Consider the following 19892-nt stretch of genomic DNA (forward strand, 5'->3'; position numbering starts at 1 on the left):
GAACTCTTATGTATCGCGTTGCACGTTTTGCCTTGTTGAGTGTGATGGTGGGCTTGAGCGCTGCCTGCGCTGTTCAGCACCCCGGCCCGCAAAGTTCTGAGCCGATTCCGAGCATTCCAGGTGCGCCGTCACCCACGCCACAACCGGGAACCCCGCGCACTACACCGCAAACGCCAGCGCCCAAGCCGGGCCCTAAAACTTCGTCGCACTTCGCACCGCCGCCGGGTGGCAACAGCCATTGGGATGCAAGTTTAGGCGTGCATGTCCTGGATAACGTGCCCAATACGTTCTATCGCCAGCGCACTTATTACCGCTGGAACAACGGTTGGAGCTGGGCCACTTCGCCAAGCGGCCCATGGCAGGAAACCGACTCCAGCGGCGTGCCACCGGGGTTGAGCAAGCAGTTCGGGAATTGAGTTGATCGAGACGATTTACCGCGAAGTGTTAGCACATCCGGCTAAGTGCGTTCTAGATGATCACATTTACCGACTTTGCTACCTTCTCGCGGTAGATCGCGTGCAAACAACGTTCCCAAGGCCTGCGGGCGGAATCAAAGCTTGCGCGTAACATGCTGCAAATACAGATGGCAAAAAAAACGGCGACCTCTTCAGGTTGTCGTTTTCATTTTGCATTTTTTCTACTTCGCTAAATACATCTGGTCGACACGCCCTTTTATGCACGTAGGAAAGTATTACCCAGGTTGGAAGTCCTTTTCTGAATATGCACAAACCATCCTGATTTGAACTGCGCAAGCCAGACATATGATGGCGGTCTCCCTATATTTCGGTTTTGTGTTTCTCAATAGTGAGGCTGAAATATGTCACCGGGCGTGTTCGTGAAAATTGATGATATGCCGAGTAAAACGCTAGAGGCCGGGAATAAGGTTTGGACTGAAATCCTCGGTTATAACGTGGATTGCCAACAGCCGGAATACAGTGATGGCACAGGCTGGGGCCTGGGTGAAGTCGTATCGGTAGGTGGTGAATATGGAGGTGAGTATTTATACAGGGCTAATGAACAATGAGGGAATTGGATGCTGGCTTGGTTGCCCTTCTGATTATGGTGCCGTTTGTATTGAACGCCGTGTTTTTGTTAGGTGTTGCGATTTTATATGTTGATGAGATTGAAGAGCGATTGGGGAACAGTAAGTTGATTCGCGAGAGCCGAGCCATGTTCGTGGGATTTGGATTTTGGAGTGTGTGCATACGGGTTGGACTTGCTGCGCTAGTGTTGACAGGTTCAAGTCGCTGCGTAAAAAGAGGACTGGTTAACGTCGATGATATTGACCAATTTCCACGTGGTCTACGGCTGCTCATTCAGATTCCTTGGGCTTTGGAACTCATACTCGCTTTTGCGCTTTTGGTGTTTTACGGGTGGGCAACCATGCGCTAATGGCTATACGAACGTCCTTGGAATGAGATATCTGGATCAGGCACAAAAAACGGCAACCTCTTCAGGTCGCCGTTTTTGGTTTTACGGGTTACTTACTTGGCCGGATAAATCTGATCAAACACGCCGCCATCGTTGAAGTGGGTCTTCTGCACGGTGCGCCAGTCGCCAAAGGTCTTCTCTACCGAAAGAAATTGGACTTTCGGGAAGCGGTCGGTGTATTTCGCCAGCACTGCCGGATCACGTGGACGCAGGTAGTTGGCGGCGGCAATTTCCTGGCCTTCTGGCGACCACAGGTATTTCAGATAGTCTTCTGCCAAGGCGCGCGAGCCTTTCTTGTCGACGACTTTATCCACCACGCTTACAGGTGGCTCGGCCTCGGCGGACACGCTTGGGTACACCACTTCGAACTGATCGCGACCGAACTCGCGTGCGATCATTTCGGCTTCGTTTTCGAAGGTGATCAGCACGTCGCCAATCTGGTTGGTGATGAATGTAGTGGTTGCACCACGGCCACCGGTATCGAGCACGGGTACGTGTTTGAACAACTCACCGACAAATTTCTTGGCCGCTGCTTCATCGCCGCCGTTCTTCAGGGTGTAACCCCAGGCCGAGAGGTAGGTGTAGCGACCGTTGCCTGAGGTTTTCGGGTTCGGCACGATGACTTCGACGCCGTCCTTGACCAGGTCATTCCAGTCTTTAAGCGCTTTAGGGTTGCCCTTACGCACGATGAAGACTGTGGCGGAGGTGAACGGCGCGCTGTTGTTCGGCAGCCGCGTGACCCAGTTGTTGGGCACTAACTGGCCATTGTCGGCGAGGGCGTTGATGTCGGTGGCCATGTTCATGGTGATCACGTCAGCCGGCAGGCCATCGATGACCGAGCGCGCCTGTTTGCTTGAGCCGCCGAAGGACATCTGTACGGCGACGTCTTCCTTGTGCTCGGCTTGCCAGTGTTTCTGGAAGGCGGCGTTGTAGTCTTTGTAGAAATCGCGCATGACGTCATAGGAGACATTGAGCAGGGTCGGCGCAGCTTGGGCGGCGCTGCCAAAAGCCAGTCCTGCGGCGAGCAGAGAGGCGGCAAAGAGTTTGTTCACTGCGAATTCCTTTTGATAGTTAGCGATTGTTCTTATAGAGAGGGGGTGGCTAATTGCCCGCGACTATAACCAAAGTCCGTTAGGCATTTAAAGATTAAAAAATCATGTGCTTATGTCGTGTTCGTTGGATGTGCTGACGGCGATACGATCGACCTTTGGAAACAGAGCATTGCCACAGCGTGAGCAAAACGCTGCGGCAGGCTCATGACTGTCCTTCGAGCACACCGGGCAGTCATGCAACAATTGCGTGCCGCGCATGGCGTTGCTCAGCTCTGCGGTGAATATTCCCGTCGGCACGGCGATGATTGAATACCCCATGATCATCACCAGTGAGGACAGTACCTGGCCCAACGGCGTTTTCGGCACAATATCGCCGAAGCCCACGGTGGTCAGAGTGACAATCGCCCAATAGATGCCTGTTGGAATACTGGAGAAGCCATGCTCCGGGCCTTCGATGACGTACATCAAGGTGCCAAACACAGTCACCAGCGTCGACACGGTCAGCAGGAATACGGTGATCTTTTGTCGGCTGCCGCGCAGAGCCGAAAGCAGGTAGTTGGCCTGTTTCAGGTAGGGGCTGAGTTTCAGTACGCGGAAGATCCTCAGCATACGCACCACACGCACGATCATCAGGTACTGCGCATTGGCGTAATAGATCATCAAGACTCCCGGCAATATCGCCAGCAGGTCGATCAGGCCATAGAAGCTGATGGCGTATTTGAATGGCGTCGGCGAGGCATACAGGCGCAGCGCGTATTCGACGGCGAAGATGAAGGTGAATCCCCACTCCATATAGTTGAGGACTTGACCATAATCGCGATGAACCGACTCGATACTGTCGATGACCACGATGAACAGGCTGGCGAAAATCGTCATCAGGAGGATTTTATCGAAGCGCCGCCCAGCGTCGGTGTCGCTCTGAAGGACGATGATGCGCAGCTGTTCACGCCGGTCTTTGCTGTCCATGGGCATTTCCGCTTATTAGATCGGCTGAGCCTAGAAGCTTTCCGTTCAGGAGCGCAACTGGTGATCGATTGCCGATCAGTACAGGCCCTGGCAAGGCCAGGGACAGATTGATTTTCGCGGCGTGTTGAAAATAAACCAGTCCCCCATCCCCATAGGGCTTTTACGTTTCAGCCCGCTTGTGTCTACACCCGAAATTGCCTCAACAATCCATTCAGTTGCTCACTCAGGTCTTTCAGGTGAACGCTGGCGGCCGTCGACTGCTGCGCCGCCAATGCTGTGTTTTGCGACAGTTGTGCCGCTTGGGTGACGTTTTGGTTGATGTCCTCGACCACGTGAGATTGCTGCAGCGTTGCGCTGGCGATTGATGCATTCAGGCCGTTGAGGTTGCGCAGTGCCACGCTGATAGACGTCAGGCTTTTACCTGCCAGGTGCGCTTGTTCAATGGTCAGTTGCGAGGCGCGGCTGCTGTCGCCGATGACCTTCACTGCCGCGTCGGAATGCGATTGCAAGCGTTCGATCATGACCTGAATTTCTGCGGTGGATTTCTGCGTGCGTTGCGCCAGTAAGCGAACCTCGTCAGCCACCACCGCAAACCCGCGTCCCTGATCGCCTGCACGCGCGGCCTCAATGGCCGCGTTGAGGGCGAGCAGGTTGGTTTGTTCGGCAATCGAACTGATCACCTCCAGTACGCTGCCAATTTGTGTGCTTTCGCTGGACAGCGTACGGATGACTTCGACCGCCTGATTGATGGTGCCTGACAAGTGATCGATCTGCTTGAGGCTGCTGTCGATGTTGGCCTGACCTTGCTGTGCCTGGGATTCGGCGTCACGCATCTCGCTGGCTGCATGCTCGGCATTCCTGGCGACATCCTGCACGCCGTAAGTCACTTCGTTGACCGCTGTCGCCACCAGTTCCATCTGCTGCGATTGCTGCTGGCTGCGCAGCTGTGCTTGATCGGCGTTGCTGCCCAGATCTGTCGAGGCCTGACCGAGCCCTACCGCAGAAAGCTGCAACTGCGTGATGACGTGGCGCAGTTTTGTGGTGAAGGCATTGAAGTGTCGGCCCAGTTGTGTGACTTCATCGTTGCCATCGGTTTGCAAGCTATGGGTGAGGTCGCTCTCGCCGCTGGCAATATTGGCCATGGCCTGGACAGTGGCATTGAGCGGCCGAACGATGCTGCGGGCAATCCCGATCAGCAGCAAAGTCATGATCATGACAATACCGGCGCTAATCGCCGCAGCCTGCCATACCTGCTGCCGGAATTCGACCTGCACGTCGTCCACGTATATGCCTGAGCCGATGATCCAGCCCCACGGCGTAAATAGCGTGATGTAAGAGGTTTTCTCGACGGCCTCGGTGGCGCCCGGTTTTGGCCAGCGGTAATTGACAGTACCGGCACCCTTGGCTCTGGCCAGGGAGACCATTTCGTTGAATACCTGGAAGCCATCGGGGTCCTTGATGGCAGAAAGGTCCTGACCCACCAACTTCGGACTGGCCGGATGCATGATCATCACCGGACGCAGGTCGTTGATCCAGAAGTAATCGGTTTGGTTGTAGCGCAGGCCACGAATGGCATCCATCGCCTGTTTTTGCGCCTGATCGGTGCTGAGCGTGCCTGCGGTTTCCAGGCCGTGGTAATAGTCCAGCAGGCCGCTGGCGGTCTGGACCACGTGCATGGTTTTTTGCGCCTTGGCGTCGTACAGGTCGTCATGGATCTGTTTGAGCATGACCACGGCCAGGATAAAGAGCATTAGCACGGCGACGATGAGGATCAGCCATAGTCGCCGACTGATCGAAAAGTTGCGCATATTCATAACCGTCACTCCGTTTGTTTTCTTGTTGTGCCAATGGCTCGGACGATGGGTGTCCAGGTTTGGCATTGTTTGTACAACCCGCTGCGTCGTATCGGTTTGCTCTCTATAGGCTTTCGGCTTTGCGGCAGCAAACGTGAGGTCGTGGAGCGGGTTTTTGCACTTTTTCGTCACTAATGGCAGAACTGCCCTACAAGCTTCTCGGAAAGATCTTCGGTATGGCGAAAGGCTTACACGAAGACGAGAAGTTCGCTCTATGGCGCGCGTCGGCAAAGCAGTAGATTTGGATCCATCAACTGCAGCGAACGGATTGCTGCGGGATCAAGGATGATCGGCCATGGCCCCGGAGGGCTACCGACAGGATGTTGGGATGGTCTTGGAAAAACCCGCTTCGGCGGGTTTTTTGTTAGCGCTGAAAAGTGGATTTTTCAGACGTCGCCTACCTGCCGGTAAGCCGCGTCATTCATGACCCTGTCACAACCCTTTCAGCTGATTGTCATCAGGCAATGGAATTTCCTGACATTCTGCCGCTCACAGTACGGACACCATCGGAGTCCATAAAGCAGCCGAGCGGGCCGGTAATGGGAAGTATTTATTGTGAATTCCACGTCAATAGCGGCACTACAGCAGAACAAAAGACTCATTCTGGTCGTTGAAGACGAGTCGATCATTCGCGATTTCGTGTGTGAAATCCTCGGCGACGAAGGTTTTATAACGTATGCGGTTGGCAGTGCCGATGCCGCCGCGAAATACCTCGAAGAACACGCGGACGCTGTGTCGCTATTGCTGACAGACGTTCTCATGCCCGGCTCAATCAACGGCGCCGACCTCGCCAACTTGTCAGGCGACAAGTGGCCACAGATCCCAATCCTGATTATGTCGGGCCACGAAACACCGGAAAGCTCAGGCGTTACCCACAACGTCACGTTTATTCGCAAACCGTGGAGCTTTGGTCAGTTGCTTGACGGCGTCGAACACGCGCTGCAGATGCATAAAACGGGTTGAGCTTTCAGGCGTCAGGCTCGCACCCTTTAAGCACCAGACGAATAATGGTGTTGGCGGCGGCTTCGTAATCACTGTCGTCCAGCTTCGCTTTGCCGGTGACCGTGGAAATCTGCCAGTCGAAGTCGGCGTATGTCTGGGTCGCAGCCCAAATGCTGAACATCAGGTGGTGCGGATCAATGGGGGCGATCAGGCCGCTATCGATCCAGCCCTGAATGCATTCGATGTTGTGCCTGGCCTGACCATTCAACTGCTCGACTTGATCTGCGCTCAGGTGCGGCGCGCCATGCATGATTTCGCTGGCGAACACCTTTGAGGCGCAGGGTAGGTCGCGTGAAATACGGATCTTTGCGCGGATATAGCCACTGAGTACTTCAGCTGGAACACCGTCCTGATTGAATGGCGTCGAGGCTTGCAGGATTGGCTCGATAATGCTTTCCAATACCTCGCGATAGAGGTTTTCCTTGGATTTGAAGTAGTAATAGACGTTGGGCTTGGGTACACCGGCGTTGGCGGCGATGTCGCGGGTCTTGCTGGCGGCGAAGCCTTTATCGGCGAATTCTTCACTGGCCGCGCGCAGAATCAGTTCTTTATTACGCTCGCGAATGCTGCTCATAAACCGAAATGTTCCTTGCCTGTACGGCGGTGGCGCATGGTAGCACCGGGCTCGCGGCAGGCTCAAGATTGCGGGCATGGGCAGACCGGCGACGCTCCACGCGCTATGCTCTGCATCATTTACCGCAGAGAACAACCCATGGCAGGAAGTAGTTTACTGGTCTTGATCGACGACATCGCCACTGTGCTGGACGATGTCGCGCTGATGACCAAAATGGCAGCGAAGAAAACCGCTGGCGTACTGGGTGATGATCTGGCGCTCAATGCGCAGCAAGTTGCTGGCGTGCGTGCCGAGCGCGAATTGCCCGTGGTGTGGGCGGTTGCAAAGGGTTCGTTTCTCAACAAGCTGATCCTGGTTCCGACCGCGCTGGCGATCAGCGCCTTTGTGCCCTGGGCTGTCACGCCCCTGTTGATGGTGGGCGGTGCTTATCTGTGTTTTGAGGGCTTTGAAAAACTCGCTCATAAATTCCTGCACAGCCGTTCTGAAGACGACGCTGAGCATGCACAGTTGACCGAAGCCGTTGCCGATCCGGCAGTTGATCTGGTGGCCTTTGAGAAGGACAAGATCAAAGGCGCGGTGCGCACGGATTTCATCCTATCGGCGGAGATCATCGCCATCACCCTCGGCACCGTGGCCGACGCGCCATTGTTGCAGCAAGTGATCGTGCTCTCGGGCATTGCCATCGTCATGACCATTGGTGTGTATGGGTTGGTGGGCGCCATCGTGAAGCTCGACGATGGCGGTCTTTACCTCAGCCAACTTGAGGGTAAGAGCATTGTGCGGCGTGCCCAGCGGGCACTCGGGCGCGGTGTACTCAGCGCCGCGCCCTATATGATGAAAGGCCTGTCGGTGATTGGCACGGCGGCGATGTTTCTGGTGGGCGGTGGCATCCTCACTCACGGTGTGCCAGCGGTGCATCACTGGATTGAAGGCGTCACCCAAACGACGGCGGACGCGATTGGCGGCTTTTCGGCGATCATGCCGATCATCTTGAACGCGGTGGCGGGCATCATCGCCGGTGCCGTGGTCTTGCTGTTGGTATCGGTGGCTGGAAAAATCTGGCGCAGTATCAAAGCCTGAGCAGAACCTTGGAATGGCGAGGTTGGACGCACATGAACAGCAAAAATAGCCCTTTGTTTTCCAGCGTGGTTGCCTATGCCCAGCATTGCGAGCGCCAACTGGTAGAAATCCTTCATCGGCGGCCCACGCTGGAGCGACAACAGGTCATGACCTGGGTCGATGAGCAAAGTCATGCGATGAAGGACCGTGATCCGCTGGACCTGCTGCGTTCGATCAACGCGAAAGTGCGTGCTGGCAAGCCGCTGCCGTGGGAGCACGATTAGCTGTGCCGATCCTCACATTGGGCGGTCATTGAATCAGTAGGTGACTTGCTCTTCGATGAGCGCCTTGGGCTTGCGGTTATACATCATCGCAATCCCTACCAGTACCACCAGGATCGATAACAGCACCATCGATGAGCCTATCGTGCCGAAATCCAGGCCGCCTTTTTCATGGGATTTGGTCAGCATGTCGCCCAGGGTCGCGCCAAAAGGACGGGTCAAGACGAAGGCAATCCAGAACAACGCCACCGACGAGAGCCGTGTCGTGTAGTGCAATAGCACGATCACTGCGATGGCGCTGCCGATCAGTAACGCACCGCCCATGAAGCCAAGCCCGGAATCATCAGCCAGGAAGTCGCCCAGAGCCGTGCCCAAGGTGTTTGAAAACAGAATCGCGAACCAATAGAACAACTCGGCCTTGAGCGTGGTGACGCTGCTCACCGACAAGGTTTTTTCACTGAAATACCAGGCTGTAAAGATCGCCAGCAGGATCACTATCAGGATTGCCGAACCCGTTGCGTACCCCAGGCCCAGGGTTCTATCCATGAAGTCGGACATGGTAGTCCCGGCGGTGCTGGTCGAAAGGATCACGATCCAATACAGCATGGGGTGATAGCGTTTAGCGCTCAGTTGCATGATGAGCGTGACGACAAAGGCACTGATCAAAATCAACGAACTGATGGCGTAACCCACGTCCAAGGTCATGGAGAGTAGATCGCCGGCGGTTTCGCCCAGCGTGGTAGCGCAGATCTTCATCACCCAGAACGCCAGTGTGATCTGTGGAAGTTTGTTCATTTTGTTTTTCCGGAAAGAGTAGAGCAGGGATGTTGTTATTACCGTCCTGCGCAGTGCCGACGATGGCCTATGATCCGGGAGTGGAAGTCAAAATTAAGTTGAACGGAAATGAAAACGTCATGAATTCGCGATGGCGCAGAACGCAGCGTTGTTGTTTGGCATTTGAATACAACGTTGTTGCCGGACCTTGCGCTGCCGCTGCTCGGCGTGCAATTGGCCAAGCAGAGCCAGCCCAGGCGCTTTTACTTTGGCCGGCCCGGCCAAGCGATCAGAAGAACACTTTCACCAATAAACTGGCGGTATTCTGATCCGTATCAAAATAGCGGGTGTCATTGATCCCGTACTTGTTGCTCCAGTAGTCATACTCGATCCCCACATACAGTTGACGCTCCGGCAAGTTGATGGCCTTGCCCAGGTCGTATTTGATCTGTGGGTTGAAGTGAACGTTGGAGTGGTAGTCACCCTGTTTGGTCGATGATTTGTTATCCACCACCCAGTCCATGAAGCCGTCGATCAGGATGTCTGACTTACCCACGGGAACGGTGTAGGACCAGACCGGGGTGATTTGCCAAGCGCCATAACCGGCACGATGCCCGTCGTTATAGCGTTTGTAGAAGTTCAGTTGGAAGTAGTCGAAGCCCGGAATGCTCAGGTCAAAACCTGGCCCAATCAGGTACGACTCCACATCGCCTTCGCCGAACTCGTAAGTGCCCGCCAGCAACACATCCTTGATCGGGCCGAGTTCAAGTTTTTGGTCGAAAATCTTGCCCATCGACAGGCGTGGAGAAAACTCTCCGTACAGTGTGTTATTGCCTACACCCGCGTCTTTCTTGCCGTTGTAGAAGATGTTGTCGACAAACAAAAAGTTGTCCCCGTACTTCCAGCCATCGGCATGTTCGAACGTAAACGTCTGCTGCGTCTCAGGGTTTACGGCAAAGTTTTTGCCGTAGAGATACGTCAGGCTGTTGCTCTGCCATTGCAGTAGATCGGCGGCCATGATTGGCCCAGCCACCGACAGACCGCCAGCGGCGACCAGGCTGGAAAACATGCGACTCATGCGGTGCTCCCTTGGGTAACGTTGTCTGTTTTTTCTGTGGTCGACGCTCTGTTCCGGCGTCTTATGTAAGGCTTACATTTCTGTCTATATGGTCAACTTTGTATGCAAAGCAAGCTCTACGCCAATACCTTGGAAAAAGACAAAAAAATACCCACTGCGCGTTGTGAAAACCTGCGATCAGGATGTTTTGCTGTTTAGGTCCAAGAGCTGTCGGTGGATTGCTTAACTGTCCGATTGGTCAATATATGTCGAGCGAAAAATCTGTCCCGGTTTCGAACGGCGCCGGAGGATACCGACACGCAACGCAACCCTCAAGTGCTCTGCGACAGAGCACTGCTGACTAAAAAGGGGCAAACGAAACCCAGCGTAGCGTTCAACGGCCGTGGACGGCCCCGGCGGCCGGGTCCAATCAGTTTGTTTGCGCGCCCTTGTCAATCCACTGCCCGATCAGGTCACGTTCCTGTTGGGTCATCTGGGTGATGTTACCCAGCGGCATGATCTGCGACATCACGGCCTGGGCCTGGATGCGTGGGGCGAGTTGCTGGATCTGTTGTGGGGTATCGAACATCACCCCGGCGGGTGCGCTGCTGAACAATGGGCTGGTCGGATTGGCCGAGTGACAGACCGCACAACGCTCCTGAATCACGCTGTGGACCTTGTCGAACTCCACGCCGCCAGCCTTGACCGCTTCAGGCTGAGCAGCAACAGCAATTGCCACTTCTGGTTTTGGCTCGTCGGCACGATGACCGCCAATCGCGGTGCCGGGCAATGGCTGATATTCGATCTTGGCTGGACCTGCCACTGGCGCACTGGGCGGTACTTGCGCTGGGCCTGTGACATACGCCAGGCAAATCATGGCTAACGCGCCGACCGGCAACGCCCAGGCGAATTTATGGCTGTTGTGACGAGTATTGAAGTAATGCCGTACCACCACCGCGACGACCCCGATCCCGGCCAGGATCAGCCAGTTGTAACGGCTACCGTAGGTGCTTGGAAAGTGGTTGCTGATCATGATGAACAGCACCGGCAGGGTGAAGTAGTTGTTGTGACGAGAGCGCAGCAGGCCTTTGGCGGGCAGCGTTGGGTCCGGCGTCCGATGTTCGGCAATCGCTGCCACCAGTGCGCGTTGGGTCGGCATGATGATGCGGAACACGTTGCCGACCATGATCGTGCCGATGATCGCACCAGTGTGCAGATAGGCGCCGCGCCCGCTGAACACTTGGCTCAAGCCAAAACACGCAGCGATGATCAACACAAACAACACCAGCCCCAGCAGGGCAGGACGTTTGCCCAGGGGCGAATCGCACAGCAGGTCGTAGATGAACCAACTGGCAATCAATGAACCGATACCGAGGGCCACGCCTTCAGGGCCGGTCAAGGTGCTGCCCGGTGCCAGCAAATACAAAGCAGGATTGGCATAGAACACCACGCAAAGCAGGGCAACGCCAGACATCCAGGTCCAGTAGGCTTCCCATTTGAACCAGTGCAGGTTGTCCGGCATGGTCGGCGGCGCGAGTGTGTATTTTTCCAGGTGGTAGATGCCGCCGCCGTGAATCGCCCACAAATCGCCCGACAGTCCATCGCGCGGATTGACCCGGTTGAGGTTGTTTTCCAGCCAGACGAAATAGAAGGATGCGCCAATCCAGGCGATCCCGACGATCATGTGAATCCAGCGCACGGCCAGGTTCAGCCATTCCATCAGATGTGCATGCACAGTTCTTACCGTTTGCCTGTCGTCACTTGCGGACGCTCAGACCCTCTCGCTTATCAATGGGGATCGAGAATCATCAACTGACGCTCTTCGAAGAAATGCTCATCGCAGTTGTTGCCAGGGCCGCTGCGATCAACCACCAGGAAGTCATCCCGCTTTTCGATCGTCAGCACCGGGTGGTGCCAGACGCCGCGATGGTAATTAACACCCTGCCTGCCATTGGTGATGAAGGCGCGGGTCAACTCGGGTTCAGGTGCATCGCCACAGGGCGCGACCACGACCAGAAAAGGGTTGCCGAGCAGCGGAATGAACGCCTGGCTGCCCAGCGGGTGGCGTTCCAGCATGCGGATGATCAAAGGCATTTGCAGCGCATCGGCACGGAAAATATTGATGATCGCCTTGTCGTCTGGCGTCGCCGTTTCAACTTCGGCCAAGCGGTGGAAGCGCAGGGTCGAGCCGTTGTTGATCAACACATGATCGCTGCCGTCGGTTTCGATGACATCACCGAAAGGGGCGAAGGCGGCTTTGGTCAACGGCTCGATAATCAGTGTGCGCATGCTGGATCTTCTTTCTCGGAATGGGTAATTGAAAACACTGCAACCCCAGTAGGCGCGTGGCCAAGCATTACTTGGTCACTTTACCCAACACCCGCAGCCGACTCACGCCGCCATCCGGGAACACGTTCAAACGGATGTGGGTGATCGGGCCCAGCGCCTTGATCTGCTCGGCGAAGGTATGCTCGGCGTGCATTTCCAGTTTCTGGCTCGGCAGCAGTTCGCGCCAGAACAGGCTCTGGGTTTCGATCTGGCTGTCGGTGCCACCTTTGACGAATGCGCCCTGGATCGAGCAACTGTCCGGGTAGTTGCCCTTGAAGTGCAGGGTGTCGACGATGACTTTTTCAACCTCGCCGGCATGCCCCAACGCGACGATTACCCAGTCATTGCCCGGCGTGCGACGTCGTGCGGTTTCCCAGCCATCGCCCATGTTCACGGCACGGCCAGGGTTGAGTATGTTGCTCATGCGGCCATAGTGCTCGTCCGAACAAGCCAGTGCGCGACCGCCGTTCAGAGCCGCCGTTAGATCGATTTGTTGGTTGTCGCCCACCGACGACCAGTCGCGATGCGGTACGCCGTACACACGCAGGCGTGCCACGCCGCCATCCGGGTAGATGTTGAAACGAAGGTGGCTGTAGGCCTGTTTATCGCTGATCTCGTGGTAGTGATGGCTGTCACCCTTAAGCTCCACGGCAGGCAGTATTTCAGTCCACTGGGTGTGTTCATCCGGTTCGCTCGAGGCCAGGAAGCAGCCCTCCAGCGACGCCGATGGCGGGTAGTTGCCGGTGAAGAACGAGGTGTCGATGTCGACGCCCTTGATCGATCCGGCAACGCCCAGACGAATCACCGCGCTGTCGTACCCTTCGAAACGTTTGCGGCGCGATTCCCAGCCGTCCATCCACTTGCCGTTGTCATCGAACACGCCTTCCTTGAACACCGCCGGAGTCGGCTGGAACAGGCGGTTGGCATCGGCGAACCAGTCATCGGTGACGGAGATGATTTGGGTACCCAGGCGCGCGTCGGCCAGGTTGACGAATTTCTCGAAAGGTACGGCGTAAGCTTTCATTCTTTTGGTCTGCCTTTCAGTGATTGGCGTGGGAGAGGATGGTCAGAGGGCTTGCAGGCGAAACAGGGCAATCTTGTTGATCTCGGCCAGCGCGCAGGCGAACTCGGTTTCAGCCCCATTGTGAATACGCGTTTCGAAGGCGGCGAGGATCTGATGCCGGTTGCTGCCTTTCACCGCCATGATGAAGGGGAACGCGAACTTCGCTTTGTAGGCGTCGTTCAACTCGGTGAAGCGCTGGAACTCTTCAGCCGTGCATTGGTGGATACCGGCGCCCGCTTGTTCGTGGGTGCTGGCTTGGGTCAGTTGGCCTTGCACGGCGGCTTTGCCGGCAAGGTCCGGGTGAGCGTTGATCAACGCCAGTTGCGCGGCGTGATCGGCGCTCAGCAGGATGTCGCTCATAAGGGCGTGCAGAACGTTGATGTCATCGAGGTTGTTACCCTGGCCCAGATCCCAGGCTTTTTCGGCGACCCACGGTGAGTGTTCGTAGATATCGGCGAAGGCTTCAACAAAGGCTTCGCGGCTCAGCTTCGAAGGTGTCAGCGTCTTGAAGCGGTTCATTGCTCGGTTCCTGCGGCAGCAACGAACGGGTGCGTAGCGTGCCAATGACGAGCGATATCGACCCTGCGGGTGATCCACACCTGTTCATGCCCTTTGACGTATTCAACAAAGCGTTGCAGCGCGGCCAGGCGTGCGGGACGTCCGATCAGGCGACAGTGCAGTCCGATCGACAGCATTTTTGGTGCATGGGCCCCTTCGGCGTACAGCACATCGAAGGCATCTTTGAGGTACTGGAAAAATTGCTCGCCGTTATTGAATCCCTGCGCTTGGGTGAAACGCATGTCATTGGTGTCCAGCGTGTACGGGATCACCAGATGCGCCTTGCCAGTCGGGTTGTTCGGTTCCCAATAGGGCAGGTCATCGTCGTAGGTGTCGCTGTCGTAAAGAAAACCGCCTTCCTCCATCACCAGACGCCGGGTGTTCGGTCCGGTGCGACCGGTGTACCAACCCAGCGGACGCTCGCCAGTGAGTTCGGTCAGTATGTGAATGGCTTCGAGCAGGTGTTCGCGCTCTTGGGCGGGGTCCATGTACTGGTAGTCGATCCAGCGATAACCATGACTACAGATCTCGTGACCGGCTTGAACCATGGCGCGGATCACCTGCGGATGACGCTGCGCGGCCATGGCCACGGCGAAGATGGTCAAGGGGATATCGAATTGTTTGAACAGCTTGAGAATGCGCCACACGCCAGCCCGACTGCCGTATTCATAGAGCGATTCCATGCTCATGTTGCGCTCGCCTTGCAGCGGCTGGGCGGACACCATTTCCGAGAGGAACGCTTCGGACTCTTTGTCGCCATGCAGAATGTTGCGCTCGCCGCCTTCTTCGTAATTGAGCACGAACGACAGCGCGATCCGGGCATGGCCTGGCCAGTGCGGATGGGGTGGATTGCTGCCATAACCGATCAGGTCGCGTGGGTAGTCTGCGCTCACCGCGAGGCTCCTTCTGTGCGTATTGTCTATTGCAGTGGTTGTCTTGCTGTTGCAATGGGCTGTTGCAAGGGACTGCCGCCGCATCGGACGGATTGTATACAACGTTGCTGGTGGTTTGTAAGCTGGTTTTTCTGGTTTCTTGCCAATAGTGTCGCTGCAATAAACTTGCCTGATAGGTCAGGATCTGCTGAAAAAGCCCAATACTTTCTTCAGTTCGTTGCAAAACGAAGATTATGCGGGCGCGATTAACCGAGCGAGATTAAAGCCGCTATTTATTGTGTACAATTTTTTTTGAAAGTGTCTTAATCGTTCATCGCTCGCACCTGATGAGCACTTAAACGGTGCGCTTAACTGACTTCCACCTCTCAAGCGAGGCGTTGAAAAGCATGGGACGACTGACCACACACGTACTGGACGCCGCGCATGGCTGTCCTGGCAGTTCAATCCACATTGCCCTGTATCGGGTCGAGGGCGAGCGGCTGGAGAAAGTTGCCCAAGCTACCACCAACAGCGACGGTCGCTGCGATGCGCCGTTGTTGCAGGGTGATGATTACCGTTCGGGGGTTTACCAACTGCAATTTCATTCTGGCGATTACTACCGTGCCAAGGGTGTTCAACTGCCAAGCCCTGCGTTTCTCGATGTGGTTGTGCTGCGTTTCGGCATCGATGCCGAGCAAGATCATTATCACGTGCCGCTGCTGCTCTCGCCTTACAGCTATTCGACGTATCGCGGCAGCTAGCGCCTGCACGCTTGCCGCTTCATACGGTTTCTTTGGCCCGCCCCACACTGCGGGTTTTTGTCGTTGCGGGTTCAAGTCGGCCCATAAAAAAGTTCAAGCACATATCTATGTAGTCACTGTGTCCTTTGCGTTCTGACCACACTCCGGGTTTGATCAATTGCAGGGTGAGCCATGACTACATTTGTACTGTTACCGACTGACCTTCTCTCCTCAGAGCTTGACGACCTAGCGTATGGCGATGCCTTGGTGCAGCGTCGAATCATCTCTTTTGGCACGTTGCCACCTCTCTCATGCCGTGCATTGCGTACCGAAAAAATAGAGGGGTATCAACAGCGTATTCACGGCTGGATCGGGGAGGAGGGCGAGCGCCTCAAGTCGCTGGCCGACTATCGTCACCACCATGACGCGTTGCAAGAGGCGGCAGCGCAGACGCAAGCAATAGTCACCGTCGACGCCTTGCCATTGATGGCTGATCACGTCGCCAGCCTGATCGCGCGGAGGGAGAAGTCCCTGTTGGCGGAAGCCCATCTTCAGGTATATGAGGGGACGCTGGCGACTGCGGATCTCGCGCACCTGCAGCAAGGCATCGCTGCATTGGATCTGCTTGCCGGCCCTATTCGAGTGGCAGAACCTTGCGTTGTCGTTGAACAGGCCACGTACGCCATGGCTGGCCTCTTGATCTTCACCACGCAATCGGGGCTGGATCAGCCTGAGCGCGATGAGTGGGTATTGCTGTTCGTCCCTGGCGCAGGGGGCGGTTTGCAGAAATTTGCGTCGTTGCACAACCTTTTGGATCAGGTGCTGTTCACCTTGCAGTCGGAGTTTGACACCCCATTTTGGCGGCATGTGCCCGCAGTGAGCCGAAGCGCCGTCATGGAGGCTGCCAAGGCCGGGACGTTGACGCTGGTCGCCCGCACGGTCACATCGCCCGTCATGACCCACAGCGTTCACGCCCAGGTCACGGACCTTCAAGCGGCCAGCCTTGCCAGCGCCGGTGGGCTGCGGTTTTTTGCTGACGCTGCTGGTCATCCCGAGACATTGAAACGCCTGCAACTGGAGGCGTGTGACAGTCTGAATGTTCATGCCAACGAAGCACGGGATCAGGCCATCGACCGCATCGCGCAGCTACAGCGCACCAGTGCGCTGGCGTCGCAGCTTCCCGCCTGGCTGTTGCAGGCGCCGCTGGAGGTGCGCCGCGAATATGCGCAACAACTCAGTCAGTATCATGGCGCTGCAGCTTTGCTGGAGCAGTCTCTGGCGCAGGTACTCCCTTCGCTTGGCGTATTCACGCGGCAAACACTGAACGAGCGCATCCATACCGACCTAGGCGTTGAGGTCAATACAGACAAAGTGTTCCTTGAATTGCCAGAGCGTGTGACTCGCGAGCTGGATATCGATCCGCAATTGGGCATGCTCAAGCATGGCGGTACATGGATTCCCAGCCCTTTGCGGGTTCGGTTTTCGCTCACCGAGCTTGCGCGCCAGAACATCGATCCCAATGACGCGGAAATGAAGGCGCGCTTGACCTTCGCCCGGATAGATTTACCCGCTGATGCGCTGGCAATACAGGCGGGTTTGACAGCGGCATACGTCGCTCAAATCATCCCCGAACTCGATGTCGCCGATCAGTATCGCGCCTTGTTACAGCGAGTATTCGAGACGCGTGCCGCTCAATCGCCGCTGATTGAAACCGAGTGCCTGCTCAGGCCATATGAGCTGGACATCCTCCTCGACGGCTTTGCCTGCCTGCAACGCCGACTTATTAGTGCGCGGGCCTATCAGGTGCTGCAATTGGCGGTACATGCACGCAACAACGCCGACCTGCGCGTCGCACAACTGCAACTTAGCTGGGTTGCGCTCAAACCTGGTCATTCAGTCAGTGGCGATACTGACAGTGCTACGCTTGGCGGGCTATGCGTCATCCACCATGTGCCGACCGCAGTCACGCTGATTTACCTGCCTCAGTCGGTTGACGGGGTGTCGCTGATCGAAGCTAACAGCCTGCAATCGGCCAAGGCAAAGCTGATCAACAAGCTCAACGCCCAGCCGCCTCTGGTTGGCTATTTGGCGTCTCGCGTCCTTGACGAACGCCGCCGTGAAAGCGATCAGCGTTACATCAATGAGGCGCTCAAGGCGAAATTCGATGGCTTTATTGAGTTCACTCCCGGTCTGTTCCTACAGATTGCCGCTCAACAGGTTCATGCGCGAGCCGGATTGATTTATGAGCAAAGCAAGCATGAGGCCCGCAGCAACGATGACATTCACATTGAGCATTCTCTGCGCAAAAACCAAGCTTATATGGGCTACTTCAGAGCGCTGCTGTCTTTTCTCCCAGGCCTGGGTACGCTGATCATCCTGTATGACGGTTGGAATGAAGGGCATGCCGCCGCCACAGCATTCGCCCAAGGGAAAAAATTCGAAGCCGAGAAACTGACCGCCAGTACCGCATTGTCTGTCCTGGATGTGTTGCTGTCGGTGGTGCCGGGTATTGCAACGGCGGCAGTGATTGCCAGGACTGCCCGCCATACGACGAAACTGTCACGGGCTCTGCGGGCGGCAGAGGTGTTACCGTCCGTCACGGGCAAGCGCTATGTGCTGACACCTTTCGATGGCTATAAGGTTCAGAACTCGCTGCTCGACGCGGTGAAGATGCACGGCGCGGACGCAGGCACCTACTTTAAAAACGGCGAGCTGTGGATACAACGTCAAGGTCAGCATTACGCGGTTTATCGGCGGCTGGGCGAGAAGACGCTACGCCTGAAGAAAACAACAAACCAAGGCTACGAGCCACCGATACGCCTTGATGCGCAAGGTGATTGGGTCTATCACACCGACGTCGGGTTGAGGGGAGGTATAAGGTCGAGTATCGCCGAAACGCTGATCAGCGAGACGCACCCGGACCCCGCTTTCACCCGGCGGCAGGCACGTGGATTGTTGGACCAGTTTGACTTCCCGATCAATCAACAACGCCGCCTTGAGTTGGACGTGGCGGTGCATTTTCAAGGCCATCGAGCGGTTCCAGAATGGGCCGAGGCTTATCGCCGACTACCACGGGCGACCAGTGTCGGCCCCACTGCGCCTGAGCTGTCTGGCACCAAGCGCAAGCAGCCACCTGCAGATCGTGCAGAAACCGATCGCCAGCCACCGCAACCGGTCGCGGGGCCGAGCGCTGCCCACGGCAGCACGGCTATCGCACGCAAGGATGCCTGGAAAAGCTGGGGGCGAACGTTCGATGTCGCCAACGGGCCTGAACTCATTAAAACGCAACCCCCGGTGTACCGTTTGCCTGGGAGTGAAGCGCAGAGCGCAGTCAAGATAGGCGATCAGTATTACGCTATTTTGCCCGACGGCTCATCGCCGCATCCGACCATTGTCTTTTTATACAAACCTTTGGCCCGTCCGTCTCAAGGCAGTTTTTCCGAACTCAATGAGGCGATCAGGCTCAATCTGTACGATCAACCGCTGATGGCTTCCATTGCTAACGGGCAATGGACAGTTCATGGGCCGCTGTTTTCGGACAGGATTCAGTATCTTATTGGTCAGATTCGCCCCGGATTCACTCCAATATCACAGCGGGTCATGGCCGAGAAGTTGTACCAAATGGCTGACACCCCTGGTCAGACCTTGACGGCCACACGGCTGATGAACATTAAGGCAACACTCAATGCCTGGCGCAAAGGCGGGGCAGCACCGATCGCAAGGCTTGACGACCCGCTGGATATGCTTGAAGGCGCCCGTCCCGTCACCGCTCCCACTCATCAAGTGCTCAATATCAGTTACGAGAGCTCACTCGACAATTTTCAACGGCTGGATTTTTTGCTTGGAGACCCCGCCGATGTTGCGCTGCTCAGAGGAGCCGGCAGCGACAGCCTGAGTGCGATTGAGTTGCGCGAACTGGTCGAGCGGCAGCTGGTAGTCGCTGGCTATCAACTGCTCCCCGAGGGCGATTTGATGTATTGGCAGCCAAACCTGGTTTTCCGTCGACCAGGGCTGGATAAGCTATATGTGCTGAACGTGAGGCGTGTTTATCACTCCCAGTTGTTGCATAAAATACCGTCGCTGGAAGCAGAGTTCCCGCTGTCGTCGGCGTGGCTAGATGAATTGCAGCGCCGATATGCCCACCTACCCATCACCACCACCATTGCCAGTGCCCGCGATCAGGGCAAGCTGGTGAGGTTGATCGGCGGCATCAATAGGAAGTCAACTTCAAGTGCGCACACGCAGTTATTCGTCATCAGGGTGGCTGATGACGTTTGATGAG

The 19892-nt window shown here is 56.1% G+C and carries 19 protein-coding genes; 8 read left to right on the forward strand and 11 right to left on the reverse strand.

Annotated features, from left to right (window positions below; genetic code table 11):
* The first annotated feature begins 8 nt into the window (after positions 1-8).
* The 3 genes from VGC62_RS11565 (at position 9) to VGC62_RS11575 (ending at position 1392) form a co-directional block, all read left to right on the forward strand.
* Entirely contained in the window at positions 9-416 is a 408-nt protein-coding gene (locus tag VGC62_RS11565; protein WP_331187218.1) for a hypothetical protein, read from the forward strand.
* A gap of 419 nt (positions 417-835) precedes the next feature.
* Positions 836-1024 (forward strand): hypothetical protein, encoded by a 189-nt coding sequence (locus VGC62_RS11570; protein WP_331187219.1) that lies wholly within the window; start codon positions 836-838, stop codon positions 1022-1024.
* Positions 1021-1392 (forward strand): hypothetical protein, encoded by a 372-nt coding sequence (locus VGC62_RS11575; RefSeq protein WP_331187220.1) that lies wholly within the window; start codon positions 1021-1023, stop codon positions 1390-1392. The genes VGC62_RS11570 and VGC62_RS11575 overlap by 4 nt, the downstream gene beginning before the upstream one ends.
* 92 nt (positions 1393-1484) lie before the next feature.
* Here VGC62_RS11575 and VGC62_RS11580 read toward each other — a convergent pair whose 3' ends face one another.
* The 3 genes from VGC62_RS11580 to VGC62_RS11590 all read right to left on the reverse strand — a co-directional run bounded on the left by VGC62_RS11580 (position 1485) and on the right by VGC62_RS11590 (position 5263).
* Complete coding sequence (locus tag VGC62_RS11580) at positions 1485-2483, reverse strand: sulfate ABC transporter substrate-binding protein (RefSeq protein ID WP_331187221.1); 999 nt, start codon at positions 2481-2483, stop codon at positions 1485-1487.
* Between the two features lie 102 nt (positions 2484-2585).
* The gene (locus VGC62_RS11585) at positions 2586-3449 is read right to left on the reverse strand and encodes an ion transporter (RefSeq protein ID WP_331187222.1); all 864 of its coding nucleotides are present in this window, start codon (positions 3447-3449) and stop codon (positions 2586-2588) included.
* A gap of 182 nt (positions 3450-3631) precedes the next feature.
* Positions 3632-5263, reverse strand: a complete 1632-nt coding sequence (locus tag VGC62_RS11590) for a methyl-accepting chemotaxis protein (RefSeq protein ID WP_331187223.1) — start codon at positions 5261-5263, stop codon at positions 3632-3634.
* A gap of 594 nt (positions 5264-5857) precedes the next feature.
* Here VGC62_RS11590 and VGC62_RS11595 point away from each other — a divergent pair.
* Positions 5858-6265 (forward strand): response regulator, encoded by a 408-nt coding sequence (locus tag VGC62_RS11595; RefSeq protein WP_331187224.1) that lies wholly within the window; start codon positions 5858-5860, stop codon positions 6263-6265.
* Between the two features lie 4 nt (positions 6266-6269).
* Here the strand turns inward: VGC62_RS11595 and VGC62_RS11600 are convergent, their stop codons facing one another.
* Positions 6270-6878, reverse strand: a complete 609-nt coding sequence (locus VGC62_RS11600; protein WP_331187225.1) for a TetR/AcrR family transcriptional regulator — start codon at positions 6876-6878, stop codon at positions 6270-6272.
* Between the two features lie 138 nt (positions 6879-7016).
* Here VGC62_RS11600 and VGC62_RS11605 point away from each other — a divergent pair, with 138 nt between their 5' ends.
* Complete coding sequence (locus VGC62_RS11605; protein ID WP_331187226.1) at positions 7017-7958, forward strand: DUF808 domain-containing protein; 942 nt, start codon at positions 7017-7019, stop codon at positions 7956-7958.
* A 32-nt stretch (positions 7959-7990) separates the two neighbouring features.
* On the forward strand, positions 7991-8221 hold the full coding sequence (locus VGC62_RS11610) for a hypothetical protein (RefSeq protein WP_331187227.1): 231 nt from the start codon (positions 7991-7993) through the stop codon (positions 8219-8221).
* Between the two features lie 33 nt (positions 8222-8254).
* Here VGC62_RS11610 and VGC62_RS11615 read toward each other — a convergent pair whose 3' ends face one another.
* From VGC62_RS11615 to puuE, 7 genes are all read right to left on the reverse strand, one after another.
* Positions 8255-9013 carry a hypothetical protein gene (locus tag VGC62_RS11615; RefSeq protein WP_331187228.1) on the reverse strand — a complete coding sequence of 253 codons (759 nt, stop codon included), beginning with the start codon at positions 9011-9013 and terminating at the stop codon, positions 8255-8257.
* Between the two features lie 268 nt (positions 9014-9281).
* The gene (locus VGC62_RS11620; RefSeq protein WP_331187229.1) at positions 9282-10070 is read right to left on the reverse strand and encodes an outer membrane protein OmpK; all 789 of its coding nucleotides are present in this window, start codon (positions 10068-10070) and stop codon (positions 9282-9284) included.
* 409 nt (positions 10071-10479) lie between these two features.
* The gene (locus VGC62_RS11625) at positions 10480-11784 is read right to left on the reverse strand and encodes a urate hydroxylase PuuD (protein ID WP_331187230.1); all 1305 of its coding nucleotides are present in this window, start codon (positions 11782-11784) and stop codon (positions 10480-10482) included.
* A 53-nt stretch (positions 11785-11837) separates the two neighbouring features.
* On the reverse strand, positions 11838-12338 hold the full coding sequence (locus tag VGC62_RS11630) for an ureidoglycolate lyase (RefSeq protein ID WP_331187231.1): 501 nt from the start codon (positions 12336-12338) through the stop codon (positions 11838-11840).
* A 67-nt stretch (positions 12339-12405) separates the two neighbouring features.
* Positions 12406-13401, reverse strand: a complete 996-nt coding sequence (gene alc / locus VGC62_RS11635; protein WP_331187232.1) for an allantoicase — start codon at positions 13399-13401, stop codon at positions 12406-12408.
* A 42-nt stretch (positions 13402-13443) separates the two neighbouring features.
* Positions 13444-13959, reverse strand: a complete 516-nt coding sequence (gene uraD / locus VGC62_RS11640; protein ID WP_331187233.1) for a 2-oxo-4-hydroxy-4-carboxy-5-ureidoimidazoline decarboxylase — start codon at positions 13957-13959, stop codon at positions 13444-13446.
* Positions 13956-14891 (reverse strand): allantoinase PuuE, encoded by a 936-nt coding sequence (gene puuE, locus VGC62_RS11645; RefSeq protein ID WP_331187234.1) that lies wholly within the window; start codon positions 14889-14891, stop codon positions 13956-13958. Before puuE ends, uraD begins: the two co-directional genes overlap by 4 nt.
* A 386-nt stretch (positions 14892-15277) precedes the next feature.
* Here puuE and uraH point away from each other — a divergent pair, with 386 nt between their 5' ends.
* Positions 15278-15631, forward strand: coding sequence for a hydroxyisourate hydrolase (uraH, locus tag VGC62_RS11650; RefSeq protein WP_331187235.1), 354 nt, complete (start codon positions 15278-15280; stop codon positions 15629-15631).
* 171 nt (positions 15632-15802) lie between these two features.
* Positions 15803-19888 carry a dermonecrotic toxin domain-containing protein gene (locus tag VGC62_RS11655; RefSeq protein ID WP_331187236.1) on the forward strand — a complete coding sequence of 1362 codons (4086 nt, stop codon included), beginning with the start codon at positions 15803-15805 and terminating at the stop codon, positions 19886-19888.
* The last annotated feature ends 4 nt before the right edge of the window (positions 19889-19892 follow it).

Origin of the sequence: Pseudomonas sp. (assembly GCF_036404235.1) — a bacterium.
In the GTDB taxonomy this organism is placed as follows: Bacteria; Pseudomonadota; Gammaproteobacteria; order Pseudomonadales; family Pseudomonadaceae; genus Aquipseudomonas.